Origin of the sequence: Klebsiella sp. C349492 (assembly GCF_042055345.1) — a bacterium.
GTDB classification, from domain to species: domain Bacteria; phylum Pseudomonadota; class Gammaproteobacteria; order Enterobacterales; family Enterobacteriaceae; genus Klebsiella; species Klebsiella scottii.
Map to the genome: position 1 here is coordinate 971,776 of NZ_JANQCE010000002.1, position 13,314 is coordinate 985,089.

Annotated in this window: 15 protein-coding genes; 7 read left to right on the forward strand and 8 right to left on the reverse strand. The window is 59.3% G+C overall.

The genetic code is table 11. The features are described 5' to 3' along the window. Positions 1 to 216: 216 nt before the first annotated feature. The 5 genes from NWP14_RS12225 to NWP14_RS12245 all read right to left on the reverse strand — a co-directional run bounded on the left by NWP14_RS12225 (position 217) and on the right by NWP14_RS12245 (position 3,911). A complete protein-coding gene (locus NWP14_RS12225) occupies positions 217 to 1,617 on the reverse strand; it encodes a heavy metal sensor histidine kinase (RefSeq protein WP_095096028.1) in 1,401 nt (466 codons plus the stop codon). Beyond that, on the reverse strand, positions 1,614 to 2,288 hold the full coding sequence (locus tag NWP14_RS12230) for a heavy metal response regulator transcription factor (protein WP_331835594.1): 675 nt from the start codon (positions 2,286 to 2,288) through the stop codon (positions 1,614 to 1,616). The genes NWP14_RS12225 and NWP14_RS12230 overlap by 4 nt, the downstream gene beginning before the upstream one ends. A gap of 40 nt (positions 2,289 to 2,328) precedes the next feature. Further along, complete coding sequence (locus tag NWP14_RS12235; protein WP_375215382.1) at positions 2,329 to 3,099, reverse strand: alpha/beta hydrolase; 771 nt, start codon at positions 3,097 to 3,099, stop codon at positions 2,329 to 2,331. 127 nt (positions 3,100 to 3,226) lie between these two features. Beyond that, complete coding sequence (locus tag NWP14_RS12240) at positions 3,227 to 3,376, reverse strand: AraC family transcriptional regulator (protein ID WP_198389035.1); 150 nt, start codon at positions 3,374 to 3,376, stop codon at positions 3,227 to 3,229. Beyond that, positions 3,357 to 3,911 (reverse strand): TetR/AcrR family transcriptional regulator, encoded by a 555-nt coding sequence (locus NWP14_RS12245; protein ID WP_095096040.1) that lies wholly within the window; start codon positions 3,909 to 3,911, stop codon positions 3,357 to 3,359. The genes NWP14_RS12240 and NWP14_RS12245 overlap by 20 nt, the downstream gene beginning before the upstream one ends. Before the next feature lie 87 nt (positions 3,912 to 3,998). Between NWP14_RS12245 and NWP14_RS12250 the strand changes: the two genes are divergently transcribed. After that, entirely contained in the window at positions 3,999 to 4,742 is a 744-nt protein-coding gene (locus NWP14_RS12250; protein ID WP_375215383.1) for an SDR family NAD(P)-dependent oxidoreductase, read from the forward strand. Positions 4,743 to 4,882: 140 nt separating this feature from the next. Here the strand turns inward: NWP14_RS12250 and NWP14_RS12255 are convergent, their stop codons facing one another. Then, positions 4,883 to 5,278, reverse strand: coding sequence for a RidA family protein (locus tag NWP14_RS12255; RefSeq protein WP_095096046.1), 396 nt, complete (start codon positions 5,276 to 5,278; stop codon positions 4,883 to 4,885). A gap of 111 nt (positions 5,279 to 5,389) precedes the next feature. On the opposite strand from NWP14_RS12255, the gene NWP14_RS12260 reads away from it, so the two are divergent. The 3 genes from NWP14_RS12260 to NWP14_RS12270 all read left to right on the forward strand — a co-directional run bounded on the left by NWP14_RS12260 (position 5,390) and on the right by NWP14_RS12270 (position 7,867). Then, entirely contained in the window at positions 5,390 to 5,989 is a 600-nt protein-coding gene (locus tag NWP14_RS12260) for a TetR/AcrR family transcriptional regulator (RefSeq protein ID WP_095096049.1), read from the forward strand. 47 nt (positions 5,990 to 6,036) lie between these two features. Further along, the gene (locus NWP14_RS12265) at positions 6,037 to 7,488 is read left to right on the forward strand and encodes an MFS transporter (protein WP_375215384.1); all 1,452 of its coding nucleotides are present in this window, start codon (positions 6,037 to 6,039) and stop codon (positions 7,486 to 7,488) included. Between the two features lie 61 nt (positions 7,489 to 7,549). Continuing rightward, positions 7,550 to 7,867 carry an EthD family reductase gene (locus tag NWP14_RS12270; RefSeq protein WP_095096054.1) on the forward strand — a complete coding sequence of 106 codons (318 nt, stop codon included), beginning with the start codon at positions 7,550 to 7,552 and terminating at the stop codon, positions 7,865 to 7,867. Positions 7,868 to 7,947: 80 nt separating this feature from the next. Here NWP14_RS12270 and NWP14_RS12275 read toward each other — a convergent pair whose 3' ends face one another. Beyond that, the gene (locus NWP14_RS12275; RefSeq protein WP_375215385.1) at positions 7,948 to 8,958 is read right to left on the reverse strand and encodes an NAD(P)-dependent alcohol dehydrogenase; all 1,011 of its coding nucleotides are present in this window, start codon (positions 8,956 to 8,958) and stop codon (positions 7,948 to 7,950) included. 87 nt (positions 8,959 to 9,045) lie between these two features. Here NWP14_RS12275 and NWP14_RS12280 point away from each other — a divergent pair, with 87 nt between their 5' ends. Then, the gene (locus tag NWP14_RS12280) at positions 9,046 to 9,987 is read left to right on the forward strand and encodes a LysR family transcriptional regulator (protein ID WP_095096060.1); all 942 of its coding nucleotides are present in this window, start codon (positions 9,046 to 9,048) and stop codon (positions 9,985 to 9,987) included. 321 nt (positions 9,988 to 10,308) lie between these two features. Beyond that, complete coding sequence (locus NWP14_RS12285) at positions 10,309 to 11,334, forward strand: LLM class flavin-dependent oxidoreductase (protein WP_375215386.1); 1,026 nt, start codon at positions 10,309 to 10,311, stop codon at positions 11,332 to 11,334. 76 nt (positions 11,335 to 11,410) lie between these two features. Here the strand turns inward: NWP14_RS12285 and NWP14_RS12290 are convergent, their stop codons facing one another. After that, the gene (locus NWP14_RS12290; RefSeq protein WP_095096065.1) at positions 11,411 to 11,746 is read right to left on the reverse strand and encodes a gamma-glutamylcyclotransferase; all 336 of its coding nucleotides are present in this window, start codon (positions 11,744 to 11,746) and stop codon (positions 11,411 to 11,413) included. Between the two features lie 546 nt (positions 11,747 to 12,292). Here NWP14_RS12290 and NWP14_RS12295 point away from each other — a divergent pair. Continuing rightward, positions 12,293 to 13,309 (forward strand): iron ABC transporter substrate-binding protein, encoded by a 1,017-nt coding sequence (locus NWP14_RS12295; RefSeq protein WP_375215387.1) that lies wholly within the window; start codon positions 12,293 to 12,295, stop codon positions 13,307 to 13,309. Positions 13,310 to 13,314 lie beyond the last annotated feature (5 nt).

Genomic DNA, 13,314 nt, shown 5'->3' on the forward strand with positions numbered 1-13,314 from the left:
CGTTTCAGCCGATGATTACAGGTCCTGGGCGATCGATAACGTTGAGCGGGGGCGGCAAAAGCGTCGGGCGGGGTTCCGCGCACGAAGCGGTGGCGCAGCCCCGATGAGTTAAGCAAGGCTGGGGGAAAAGGCGCGGACAAAGGTGCGGTGAAAGGCGCGAATCACGGGCGGAAGCGCTGGGGCTCCCCGCCTCAATTAGCGCGCGTTTCGGCGGCGTTACTTTGCAGAAGGATGGGGAAAGAGCAGCCAGAAGCTCGTCCGGCGCCGGCCGGAGTTTACGCCGCAGCGCCCCTGGTGCAGTTGCATAATGCTGCGCACGATAGACAGACCCAGCCCGCTGCTGTTTCTGGAGGCGTGGCGGGCGCTATCGGCGCGCCAGAAGCGATCGAACAGCCGCTCCTGCTGCTCCGGCGAAATCGCCTCGCCGCGGTTGGTGACGCTAAGCAGTACGCCATCGGGCTGGGTCTGCGCTTCAACCTGTACTTCGCTACCGCTGTCGGCGTAGCGAATCGCGTTATCGAGCAGATTGGCGACGGCCCGCCGCAGCAGGTCAGCATCGGCGGTGATTTTTCCGCTGGCCGAAAAGCGCAGGGCGATCTGCCGCTCTTCCGCCGGACCTTCAAAATATTCCGCCAGCGGACGTAGAACCTCATCCAGCGACAGCGGCGCTTTGTTAATCGCCTGGCTGGCATTTTCCGCCCGGGCGAGGAACAACATTTTGTCGATCATGGTGGACAGGCGCACCAGCTCTTCAAAATTGGAGCCCAGCAGCGCGGTGTAATAGGCTTCGGTGCGTTTTTGCGTCAGCGCGATTTCGGTCTGCCCCAGCAGATTGCCGATGGGCGTGCGCAGATCGTGGGCCATATCCGCGCTGACCTGGCTGAGCTGCTGAAAGCTGTTTTCCAGCCTGTCCAGCATCTGATTAAAGGCGCTGATAAGCGGCCGTAGTTCCGCCGGAGGGTTGCGCAGCGTGATGCGCCTGCCCAGGTGGCGTACGTCAATCGTCGACGTTTCTCTGGCCAGACGCTGCAAAGGCCGCAGGCTGCGCCGGGCGAACAGGGCGCTGAGCACTATCACTACCAGCGCCGCGCACAGGGTGATCAGCGCGATCTGGCGAAGGTAGTTGGCCTGGATTTGCGTCCGCTCGGTCATCAGCCTGCCGGTAATAATTTCCAGCTGGCGTGAGGGAGAATGGCCGGTAATCGCCAGAGCGGAAGCCGAGATAAAGGGCACGCCGTTTGGCGTCTGCTGGTGATGCACGTCCTGCGGGACGATTGGCCGGCTGGCGGTTACCGGCTCGATGTCCGGCAGCGGACGCCTGCCCGGATTGACCTCAATCAGCGCAGGCTGGCCGGGGAAACGCAGCACCAGCAGCGATTCGGTATTGCCCAGCATGTTGGTAAACAAATGGGGCTTTTCGCGGATCATCTGCTGGACATCCTCGTTAAGCACCAGCGTGCGGATTTGGTCCAGGCGGTTGGTTAAGGCGATGTCGTCGCGGATGCTGAGCTGCTGGCAGAGAGAGCGGTAGAGCGCGGTACCGACGCCAAACAACACCACCAGAACCGCAGCCCCTATCATCAGTGATAATCGGGTGCTGATTGCCAGGCTTCTCATTCCTGCTCCTCGCAGCAGTAGCCCACGCCGTGCACGGTATGAATCAGCGGAAAGTCAAAGGGCGCATCTACCTTTTGCCGCAGACGGCGCACCGCCACATCCACCACGTTGGTGTCGCTATCAAAATTCATGTCCCACACCCGCGAGGCGATCAGGGTGCGGGTCAATACCTGGCCGGAGTTGAGCATAAAGAGCTGTAGCAGGTTGAATTCTTTGTTGGTGAGGTCCAGGCGTACGCTGGCGCGCTCTACCCGCCGCGTCGTGATGTTGAGGCGCAAATCGCCGACCGTCAGCTGCTCTTCGCGCTTAGCCTGTCCGCCGCGGCGCAGGGCGGTGCGGATGCGCGCCAGCAGCTCGGCAAACGAGAAGGGCTTGACCAGATAGTCATCTGCGCCGAGTTCCAGCCCCTTGATTTTGTCCTCGACGGTGCCTTTGGCGGTGAGGAAAATCACCGGGGTGTCAAACTGCTCATCCAGCTGCGCCATCACTTCCCAGCCGTTCATCCGGGGCATCATCACGTCCAGCAGGATGAGATCGTAATGGTGTTCCTGGGCCATAAACAGCCCCTCCTGACCGTTTGCGGCAACATCGACCACATAGCCGGACTCAGTCAGGCCGCTGCGCATGTACTCACGCGCTTTGGGTTCGTCTTCTATCACCAATATTTTCACTATGGCTCCTGAACGCGTTTCCCCGCGCAGCGGCAGTGACTCACTTCTGCGCGCCGTTGGCCGCCTGCTCAATCAGCGCGGCGACGTCTTTGGGATGAGACTGAAAAACGGAATGGCTGCCGTCAACTGCCACGGTATGGCTTTTCGCGCGTTTAGCGTACATGCGCTCCAGATCGGGGTTAATAATTTTGTCCGATTTCGCCACCATATACCAGCTCGGCTTGGTTCGCCACGCGGCCTGCGTCACCACGGCAGCAAGCGAGGTCGGGGAGGTGGGGATTTGCGACTGGGCGCCAAATTGAGCCTGCTCGCGCGGCAGGTCGGCGGCAAAATCCCCCGGGAAGTAGCGCGGATCGAGCATCACGTAGCCGTCAGCCGTTTTGATAAACGGGTGCGCGGAGTTGGGATATTTTTTGCTGACCTCCGCCCGGTTCTCTCCGGCATCCAGCGCGTGGGCGGCGATATAAACCAGCCCGGCCACCTTCGGGTCGTTACCGGCCTGGGTAATAATCGCCCCGCCGTAGCTGTGGCCGACCAGAATGACCGGACCCTCCTGACGATCCAGAATACGCCGGGTGGCGGCGACATCGTCGGCAAACGAGGTCAGCGGCTCCTGCACCAGCGTGACCCTGTAGCCGTCGCGGCTCAGGATGTCATAGACCGGCTTCCACCCGGAACCATCAACAAAGGCGCCGTGTACCAGCACGATATTTTTCACCGGCGCGGCCTCGGCCGCGTGGCTGGCGCCGGCCATCATCATGGCCGCGGCGACAAGGCTCATTACTGCTTTATGTTTTATTTTCATGCTCATTCTCTCCTCAACGGGGGTTGTTCTCGATGTGGTAGTGAGTGTAGCGAGGGGGTTCTGACAGGAGGGTGAGCCAGTTATGACAAAAAAATGACGGACCGGGAGCCAGGAGGCGTGACGATACGGCGGGTTACGTCCGGGAGCGGGCCTTCGGCGTATAGCCTAACTCCCGGCGGAAGGCGTCGGTAAAGGCGCTCTGCGACGTATAGCCGACCCTGTTCGCGATGCTGGCGATCGTCGGATCGCCGCGCATGGCGACCTCAGCGTTCGCTGATCCCAACCAGAAACAGGTTTACCAAATGCGCGATGCGCGATGGCGGCGATTCATCCTGCTCCGCTGCCAGAGAGATCGCCGTGACGACATACACCAGATCGTCAAAGGTCACATCGTGACGCAGGATCCCGGCTTCCTGCCCGCGGCGGAGCAGGCGCTGGCCCTCTTCGGTTATCGCATGGCAACCGGGCGTACCGCTTTGCAGAACCGTGCCAAGCGAGGCGGCAAGGCTGCGATAGATATTGGTGTTGGTCACGAGCTCTTCAAGATAGAGGCGTACCGCGCTACCCGGATCGACCTCGGCATCCCGGGCGCGGCTGGTCTCCGCCAGAGACAGAAAGCGCTCGCTGCAGGCGGCTGCCAGCAGGGCTTCACGGGTCGGGAAGCGCCGATACAGCGTACCGATACCGACCCCCGCACGTTTAGCCACGTCTTCCAGCGAGACGCTGGCCCCTTTGGTCAGAAATACCTCTTCGGCAGCGGCAAGAATCCGCTCGCGGTTTCTCTGCGCGTCAGCGCGCAGTATGGATTCGTCGTTCAATTTTTTCTCTCCCCCTTTGACAAGTGGAGGATACCTCCGTATTTTAAGTGGAGCAACACTCCACTTATTGATTGAGAGGGCGATGAAATGACGAAGCGGTTTGAGAACAAGGTTGTGGTCATCACCGGCGGCAGCGACGGTATTGGCCTGGAGACGGCGAAACGGTTCGCCGCTGAAGGTGCCCACGTGTATATCACCGGACGTCGGCAGGAGCATCTCGATGCCGCCGTGCAGGAGATTGGCAACGGCGCGGTGGGCGTGCAGGGGGATGTCGCTATTCCCGCCGATCTCGATCGTCTCTACGCGCAGATCGGGCATGACCACAGCAGGGTGGACGTTGTCTTTGCCAATGCGGGGATTGCCGAAACGCAACCGCTGGGGGCGATCGACGAAGCCCATTTCGACCGAATGTTTGCTGTGAATGTCAAAGGCTTACTTTTCACCGTGCAGAAGGCGCTCCCGCTGATGAGTGCGGGGGGCGCGATCGTCCTCAATGGATCGGTCGCCGGCAGCAAAGGCTTTGCCGGCCAGTCGCTGTACAACGCGAGCAAGGCCGCGGTTCGCTCGTTCGCGCGAACCTGGACCAATGACCTGAAAGAGCAGGGTATTCGTGTGAACGTCGTCGCGCCGGGAGGCACGGAAACACCTCTGATGCGTGGCTATCTTGACGCGCGTCCTGGATTTGAAGATATGCTGAATCAGCTTGTTCCGCTCGGCAGGCTGGGGCGGCCGGACGAAGTGGCGAAGGCCGTGCTGTTCCTGGCATCCAGCGAGAGCAGCTTCATCGCCGGCAATGAGCTGTTTGTCGATGGCGGCAGCGTCGCCGTTTAGCCGCCTCGCTGCCTGGGGCAGAGCCATTCCGACCGGTGGCGGGGAGAGCTCTGCCATCTCCCGGGACAAAAGCGCGGTGGACAATCCGCGCTTTTTTTTATGGCACGCTATCTCTAAATTTTATCCCCACAGGGGCGCGTTTACGCACTCCGGACGGCAATACACTTTATTTCGACCAGCAGGCCCGGATGCGCCAGGTTCGTCACCTCTACACAGGTCCATGCGCTTCTGCCTCGTGGGAAAAGGCTGTCCTTCACGCGGCGAAAGGTACTCATATGTTCCGCCATATCAACGTGATAAGTGGTCATCTCCACCACATCGTCAAAGCTGCAGCCCGCTTCGTTGAGCACTAATTCCAGGTTACGCCAGCAGGCAATAAACTGCTGTTGCGGGTCGGTAATCACCTCAAGCTCGGCCGTGCGGCCCACCTGCCCGGCGCAATAGAGGGTGTTGCCGACCAGCACGGCGGGCACGTAGCCGGTGCGTTCAGAGAGCGCCCGCATGGCGGCGGGGATAATGAATTTTCTTTCAGTCATGACGTATTTAATCCTTCGTTGTGCAGCCAGGCGGCTTGCGTTTGTCCTTCCGCCGCTGCTAGTATAGGAACCAATCGGTTTATAATCTAAGCCTCCTGTTTGGGTTTATCAATGAAAAATCTGTCTGGTATCGGGCGTCCGCGAGAGTTTGAGCTGGAAGAGGCCGCCCGCGATGCAATGAATGTTTTTTGGGATCTCGGCTATGAGGCGGCCTCGCTGCCAGATTTGATCGCCGGTACCGGCTTATCGCGCGGTAGCCTTTACAAAGCGTTCGGCGATAAAAAGGGGCTGCTGCTGGCCGCGCTGGATCTGTACACCGCCGACGGGCTGAAGGCGACGGCGGATATTCTGTCCCAACCCGGATCGGTAGCCGAAGCGATCCGCGCTTCGCTGCTGCGCTATGCCGCGCTTTCATCGGGCGAGAAGGGGCGACGCGGCTGCCTGGTGGTGTCATTGACCACCGAAATGGCCGCGCGCGATGAGCAGGTGGCCGAGCGAACCGGGCGCATGTTCCGGCGGTTGCAGCAGCTGTATGCCGCGGCGATCGTGCGCGGTCAGATCGGCGGCGAGCTGCCCGAGTGCGATGAGCAGGCGGCGGCGCGTTTCCTGGTTTGTCAGATTGAAGGTATGCGGGTGCTGGGCAAAACCGGCGCGCGCGAAGAAGATATGCACGCCGTGGTTGATTGCACGATGCGGGTTATCGAGGGTTAAATTTTTATCTTATTTGGAACTGATTGGTTCCATTTTGGAGGCCGTATATGTCCCACATAGATCCTGACTCAGCCGAGCCTCATCGTTGGGCGATGTTTATCGTCCTGCTGGCGGGCGCTTTTTTACCGCCGCTTGATTTTTTTATCGTGAACGTGGCGCTGCCTTCAATTCAGGGGGAGCTGGGGACCTCAGCTTCGGCTGAGCAGTTTGTCATATCGTCCTATGCCGGATTTTATGCCGTTACGCTGATCACCGGCGGGCGGCTGGGGGATCTGTTTGGGCGCGGGCGGATGTTTTTTACCGGATTGATTGGCTTTGCCGCAGCATCGGCGCTGTGTGGTTTTGCCTGGTCGCCCGGGGCGCTGATCGCCGGCCGCGTGTTGCAGGGGATCGCCGCCGCGATTATGGCTCCGCAGGCGCTGGCGTCGATTCAGGCTATTTTCCCGGAAGCGGAAAAATCGCGCGCGTTGGGCCTTTATGGGGCGGTATTCGGCCTGGCGTCGGTCGTCGGCCAGGCGCTGGGCGGCATTCTGATCTCTTTAAATCTCTTTGATAGCGGCTGGCGGGCCATTTTCCTCGTCAACCTGCCGATCGCGCTACTGGTCATCCTGTTCGGCATTCCGCTGATAAAAGAGACGCGCGCACCGCAGGCCCGCAGGTTAGACATGGGCGGGATGACGCTCTCAGTCATCACCCTGGGGCTGCTTATCGTACCGCTGATCGAAGGCCGGGAGGCGGGCTGGCCGTGGTGGTCCTGGCTGGCGCTATCACTCACGCCGGTCGCTGTCTGTCTGTTCTGGCGCTATGAAAACCGGCTTGCGCGCAGGGGCGGCGATCCCCTTATCGACCCGATGATTTTTCGCGAGCCGGGCATGGGGCTCTCCCTGCTGCTGGCGCTGCTGTTCTACTCGATTGGCGTCTTTTTCCTGCTGTTCTCGATCTATTTGCAGAGCGCTCTGCAGCAAAGCGTACTGCGGGCAGGGCTGATCTTTTTGCCGTTCGGCGCCGGTTTTTTGCTGGGGCCGCTGTCAACACCGTTTGGCCGACGGATTGCAGGCGCCTATGTCAATCCCATCGGGATGGGGCTGGAAGCGCTGGGTCTGCTGGGGTTCGCCGGACTGATGATGACGACGGCGGACGGTATCCCGCCGGCCGCCGTCCCCCTGTCAGCGGCGCTTTTCATCATCGGCTTCGGCCAGGGGCTGGCGCTCCCGACGCTGATGCACATTATTACCGGCCGCGTTGCGCCGGCCTATGCCGGGATGATTGCCGGCGTGGTCAGCTCGACCCTACAGCTGAGCACAGCCCTTAGCGTGGCGGTTATTGGCGGCATTTTTTATGCCGTACTGGGTTCACGCAGCGATCCTGCCGCGATTACCCATGCCTTTATCGTCGCCGTCCTGTGCATCGCCAGCTGTCTGGCGGCCGGGGCAGGGTTAAGTATCAGGCTGGCCCGAAAGTCTGCGGTTGGGCTGAAGGTCCTTAAATCGAACGTATGAGCAGCTCAACCCGCGCTGAGGCCAGTGCGGCTATTTCAAATCCCTTTAACAGAAGAGCATTATGAATACAGAGAATACGCAGGTTGTTATCTACGTCAGCTATCAGGGCAGCGCGCAGGATCGTTTCGATCGGCAATACTATGTTAACGGCCATCTTCCGCTGGTGATGGACCTCTGGGGAAAATATGGTTTGCTCAGCGTGGCCGCTTTCTTCCCGATGCGGGAGGAACCGGGAACTCTTGCCATTTGTGAATGTATTTTCCGCGATGAGGCGGCGGTGGCCGCGGTATTTTCTTCGCCGGAAGTCGCCGAAGTGATGGCGGACGTGCCGCTGTTTACCGATATCCACCCCGTGCGCATGCGCGCTCGTCCGCTTTGATTACGTAAATAAGCCACCTGCAGAGCAGGTGGCGTTAATCTTATTGCGTTTCCGGGAATCAGATGCCGGGACGACAGGCCTCACCAATCAAATTCGATCGCAATTTTACCGAAATGCCCGCCTTGCGACATCAGCTCATAGGCCTGCGCGAGCTCGTTGAGGGTGAATTTGCGGTCGATGACCGGCTCGATGCGGTGTGCTGCGATCGCCGCCACCGCAGCGGCCAGATCGGCCACCGACCCACCGTTGGCGCCCTGAACGCGCACCTCCTTGAAGATCACTGACAGCAGGTCCAGCGGAGTCGAGCCACCGCCGAGAAAACCGATCGCTGCTACCGTGCCGCCGTGGCGCACGGCGGATACCGAGCGGTTAAAGGCTTCCCCTCCGACGGGATCGATAACTAAGTCCGCGCCCACGCCGCCGGTGCGCTGCTGGATAAATACGTCCCATGCGGCGTCCTTGCGGTAGTTGAATACCTCATCGGCACCTAGTTCACGGGCTCGCCTCAGCTTTTCCTCGGAGGAGGAGGTGATGATGACCCTGGCCCCGCGGGCCTTGGCCAGCTGCAGAGCGAATATTGACACCCCACCTGTACCCAGCAGAGCGACGGTCGATGCGGGTCCAATATGCGCCGTCTCCAGAGCCCGCCATGCGGTCATCGCGGCGACGGGCAGCGTACCCGCCGCTTCCCAACTTAAGTAATCAGGGATCTTTACAACGCCAGCCGCGTCGAGTTCGGCGATTTCAACCAGCGAACCGGGGAGGGTCGCTCCGCGCATGAGGTTGGCCAGCTCGGCGCTGGAGCGGCCGGCAATCCAGCGCGCCTTAACGTGGACGGCGACGCGATCCCCCACTTTGACCTGCCAGACATCCTCCCCGATAGCCACGACTTCACCCGCGCCATCGGCAAGCGGAATAATGGGATAAGGCGCACCGGGATATTGGCCGGAGGCCACGGCCAGATCGGCGAAATTAATACTGCCAGCCTTCATCCGTACCAGGATGCGCCCTTTGGTTGGGGGGACGGGGTCGGGACGCTCTCCATACTGGAATGCATCTCGTGAAGGGGCTGTGATTTCAATGTATTTCATCGGGGTTACTCCGTGGGGAAAAACCCACTGTACATTGCTGCATTTATATTTAGAATTGATAGGAATTACACTTAATCCGTGCGATATATGCAGCAATCATTCTTTTCTAATTTGAACGAACTGGCGGCATTTGTGGCGCTGGCTGATACGGGGTCTTTCGCCGCGGCCGGTCGGCAACTCGGACGCGATTCGACGGCTATTTCTCGCCGCCTGAGTGCGATGGAGGCGAGAATGGGGATCAGACTGGCGGAGCGAAGCACGCGTAAGGTTGTCCTCACGGAAGCGGGCCGCAGCTACCTGGAGCGTATTCGTCCGCTGCTGTATGAGCTGCAGGCCGCCGGAGGAGAGGCGGCTGCCTTTGCCGATGGCGAAGCCCGCGGGCATTTACGCGTCACCCTGCCGGGAAACTTTGGCCGCCTGTGGCTGACGCCGCTCATCCTGGAGTTTCTGCGCGCGCATCCTCAGGTAACCGTGGAAGTGGATACCAGTAACCGATTCGTCGATCTTATCGGCGAGCGTTTTGATCTCGCTATTCGGCTGGGAGAGCTCCCCGACTCGCGCCTGGTTGCGCGCAAAGTAGCCGAGCGGCGCCGATTAATCTGCGCATCACCGGCGTTTATTGCCCGGCATCCGACTATCCGGGTACCGCAGGACCTGACGAACGTGCCGTGCTTATGCTTCACCGGCCGGCACGATCCTTACAAATGGAGCTTCAGCAAACCAAACGGAGGAGCCTCTGGCGTCGCGGTGACCGGCCCCCTTGCTTCGGACGATGCCGAGCTATTGGTCGAGGCGGCCGTCAGCGGCATGGGGGTTTTATATACTTCTGACTGGTATGCCTCCCGTGAACTGGCAGCGGGGCGGCTTGTTGAGATCCTGCCTGACTGGACCCTACTCGACCGAGGTGCGGTGTATGTGGTCACCCCCGCAGCCGCGGGTACGCCCTCGAAAACTCGCGCCTTTTCTGATTGGATCGCGGAGAGATTGAAGCCGCCGCCTTGGGCCGTGTTACCGAAGGTTGCCTCCTGACCATCCCGTCACGCTGAGTTCGCACGATCGCGGCGCGGGGGGATAATTTAGCGGGTTATGATAAAGCCCTGACGGCTCCTTCAGGGCTTTTTAATTGGGCGCTTCGGCAGGGGGCCGTATGCCAGGTGCAGGCCGCAGGGGGTGAGGATCGAGGCCAGCGCCACTCGGTCAATTTATTTGATGCATTATGTTAAACAAACGATATTTATTCTCATCAGCGAATGCGTAAAGTAGATCTAAACCTCGGCAGGTGCTGATTGACGGCACCGTGGTCAATGCCAGCCTGCGGATAATTTCCCTGCAAACCAGGATGAATACGTCATGAAAAAGATTGGATTTTTGTCATTTGGTCACTGGACGCCGTCGGCGCAGTCCGCAACCCGTTCGGCCGCTGACGCGCTGCTGCAATCCATCGACCTGGCCGTTGCCGCCGAAGAGCTGGGCGCGGACGGCGCCTATTTCCGGGTGCACCATTTTGCCCGCCAGCTCAGCTCGCCGTTTCCTCTCCTGGCCGCGATAGGCGCGAAAACCCGCAGCATTGAAATCGGCACGGGCGTTATCGATATGCGCTATGAAAATCCGCTGTATATGGCCGAGGACGCGGGGGCGGCGGATTTGATCTCCGGCGGCCGCCTGCAGCTTGGTATCAGCCGCGGCTCTCCGGAGCAGGTGATCGACGGCTGGCGTCATTTTGGCTATGTGCCTTCCGCCGGGGAAAACGAAGCAGACATGGCGCGCCGTCATACCGAAGTACTGCTGGACGTACTGCGAGGCGAAGGTTTTGCCAAACCGAATCCGCAGCCTATGTTTCCTAACCCGCCGGGCCTGCTACGCCCCGAGCCCTATGCCGAAGGGCTGCGCGAGCGTATCTGGTGGGGGGCGGGCTCGAACGCGACCGCGATATGGGCGGCGAAGCTGGGTATGAACCTGCAAAGCTCGACGTTGAAAGATGACGAAACGGGCGAGCCTTTCCATATTCAGCAGGCGAAACAGATCCGGGCCTACCGCGAGGCCTGGGCGCAGGCGGGACATTCCCGCACGCCGCGCGTCTCGGTCAGCCGCAGTATTTTTGCCCTGATGGACGACCGCGATCGGATGTATTTCGGTTCCGGCCGCGATGACGGCGATACGATCGGCCTGATTGATGAGAAAACGCGCGCGATTTTCGGCCGCAGCTATGCCGCAGAGCCGGACAGGCTTATCGAGCTGCTGAAACAGGACGAAGCCATCGCCGAAGCGGACACCTTATTACTGACCGTGCCGAATCAGCTGGGCGTGGATTACAACGCGCACGTTATCGAGTCGATCCTCAAACACGTTGCACCGGCGCTGGGCTGGCGCGGCTAATTGGCTGTAAGGCAAAACGCTCCGCAGGCATTGCGCCATGCGGGGCGTTAATCATCGATACGTTGAACGCACGACCCTACGGGTGCGTTTGCGGCTGTAGCTGATAGATCCATGCGCACAGGCGCCGACCATCGGCCGTCGTCACCTCAACTTCCACCCGGTCGTAGCCCTCTTCAAATTCATCCAGCATTGGCCAGCACTCCGCCAGCTTCGCGGACAAAAACAGATAACCCTGGACCTGCGGCCCGTTTTTACTCAGGACGATCCCCGGAAAATCAGCGGCAGCGCCCCAACCGCGTTCGTAAAACGTGCCGGTCACCGCGCCTGGCAGCCACTCTCCGCCGATGTTTTCCAGAATATGGGCATTAGCGTGGCCCGGGCGCAGCGTGCCGTAGACAAATAAGCGTTCCATTATCCCTCATTAAGCAAAGTGATGAATTCCCCAACGGGCAGGGGACATCGCTTATACTGGCGGAATCATCACGCTTTTTAAAGCGCCGGGATAGCGCTTCAGCCTGGTCAGCGACCCGCCGGTGTGAATAAAAGGACGTCACAGGAACCGTTCTGATACTCTGACATGCTTTGTTTGCCGGACGGTCAACGGAGCGGATGGATATCAATAAATAAAAAACGAGCGCATCTGGCGAGCAGGCTGCGTTCAATATTTCCCGGATTATCGCCCTGCCGTTGGCGGCTGGCGTGGCGGGCTAAAATGTTATGTCGATCGCGTTTATTATTATTGCGCTTAAAAAACATTTCCACCTTAAGGTTATTTTAAGCTTCTTTTATCCCGTAATTTAAAATAAGAATAATCAAACAAGCCGCTTATTAAACAGAGTGTTTTTAACTGTTTTGTTTTGATGGTAATTGTTTTCATTATCATTCTTATTTCTCTGTGCTTTAATCCTTTTCGCTCTGCTTTGGTTGCCCTTTTTCTTCTATTACTAAGGATTAGCATATGAATTTCCGCCTCTCATCCTGTTACTCTGCGGCGTTGGTCGCGTCGGCAATGTTCTTTGCGCCCCAGGCTCTGGCTGCAGATAGCAGCGAAGGTATTGTTATTTATAATGCGCAGCATGAAAACCTGGTTAAGTCGTGGGTTGACGGGTTTACCAAAGAGACCGGTATTAAAGTGACCTTACGTAACGGCGGAGACAGCGAGCTGGGCAACCAGCTGGTGCAGGAAGGGGCGGCATCTCCGGCCGACGTCTTCCTGACCGAAAACTCTCCGTCGATGGTGCTGGTTGATAACGCCAGGCTGTTTGCCCCCCTGGAGGCCGATACCCTGAAGCAGGTGGCGCCAGAGTATCGCCCGGAGCACGGGCGCTGGGTTGGTATCGCCGCACGCAGCACCGTGTTCGTCTATAACCCGCAAAAAATCAGCGAATCTCAGCTGCCGAACTCGCTGATGGACCTGGCAAAACCGGAGTGGAAAGGGCGCTGGGCGGCCTCTCCGTCAGGGGCCGATTTCCAGGCTATCGTTAGCGCGATGCTGGCGCTGAAAGGCGAGAAGGCGACCCTCGACTGGCTCAAAGCAATGAAGGCCAACTTTGTGGCCTATAAAGGCAACAGCACGGTGATGAAGGCGGTCAACGCGGGCCAGATTGATGGGGGCGTGATCTACCACTACTACCGCTTTGTCGATCAGGCTAAAACCGGCGAAAACAGCAAAAACACCAGGCTCTATTACTTCAGGCATCAGGACCCGGGCGCGTTTGTCAGCATTTCCGGCGGTGGCGTACTGGCATCCAGCAAGCATCCGCAGCAGGCCCAGGCCTTTATCAGGTGGATCACCGGCAAGCAGGGCCAGGACGAGCTGCGCACCAACAATGCGTTTGAATATGCCGTTGGCGTCAACGCGGCCTCCAATCCGAAGCTGACGCCGCTGCGCGAGCTGGATGCGCCAAAAGTTGAGCCTTCCTCACTGAACGGTAAAAAGGTCATCGATCTGATGACGCAGGCTGGTCTGCTGTAATCCCT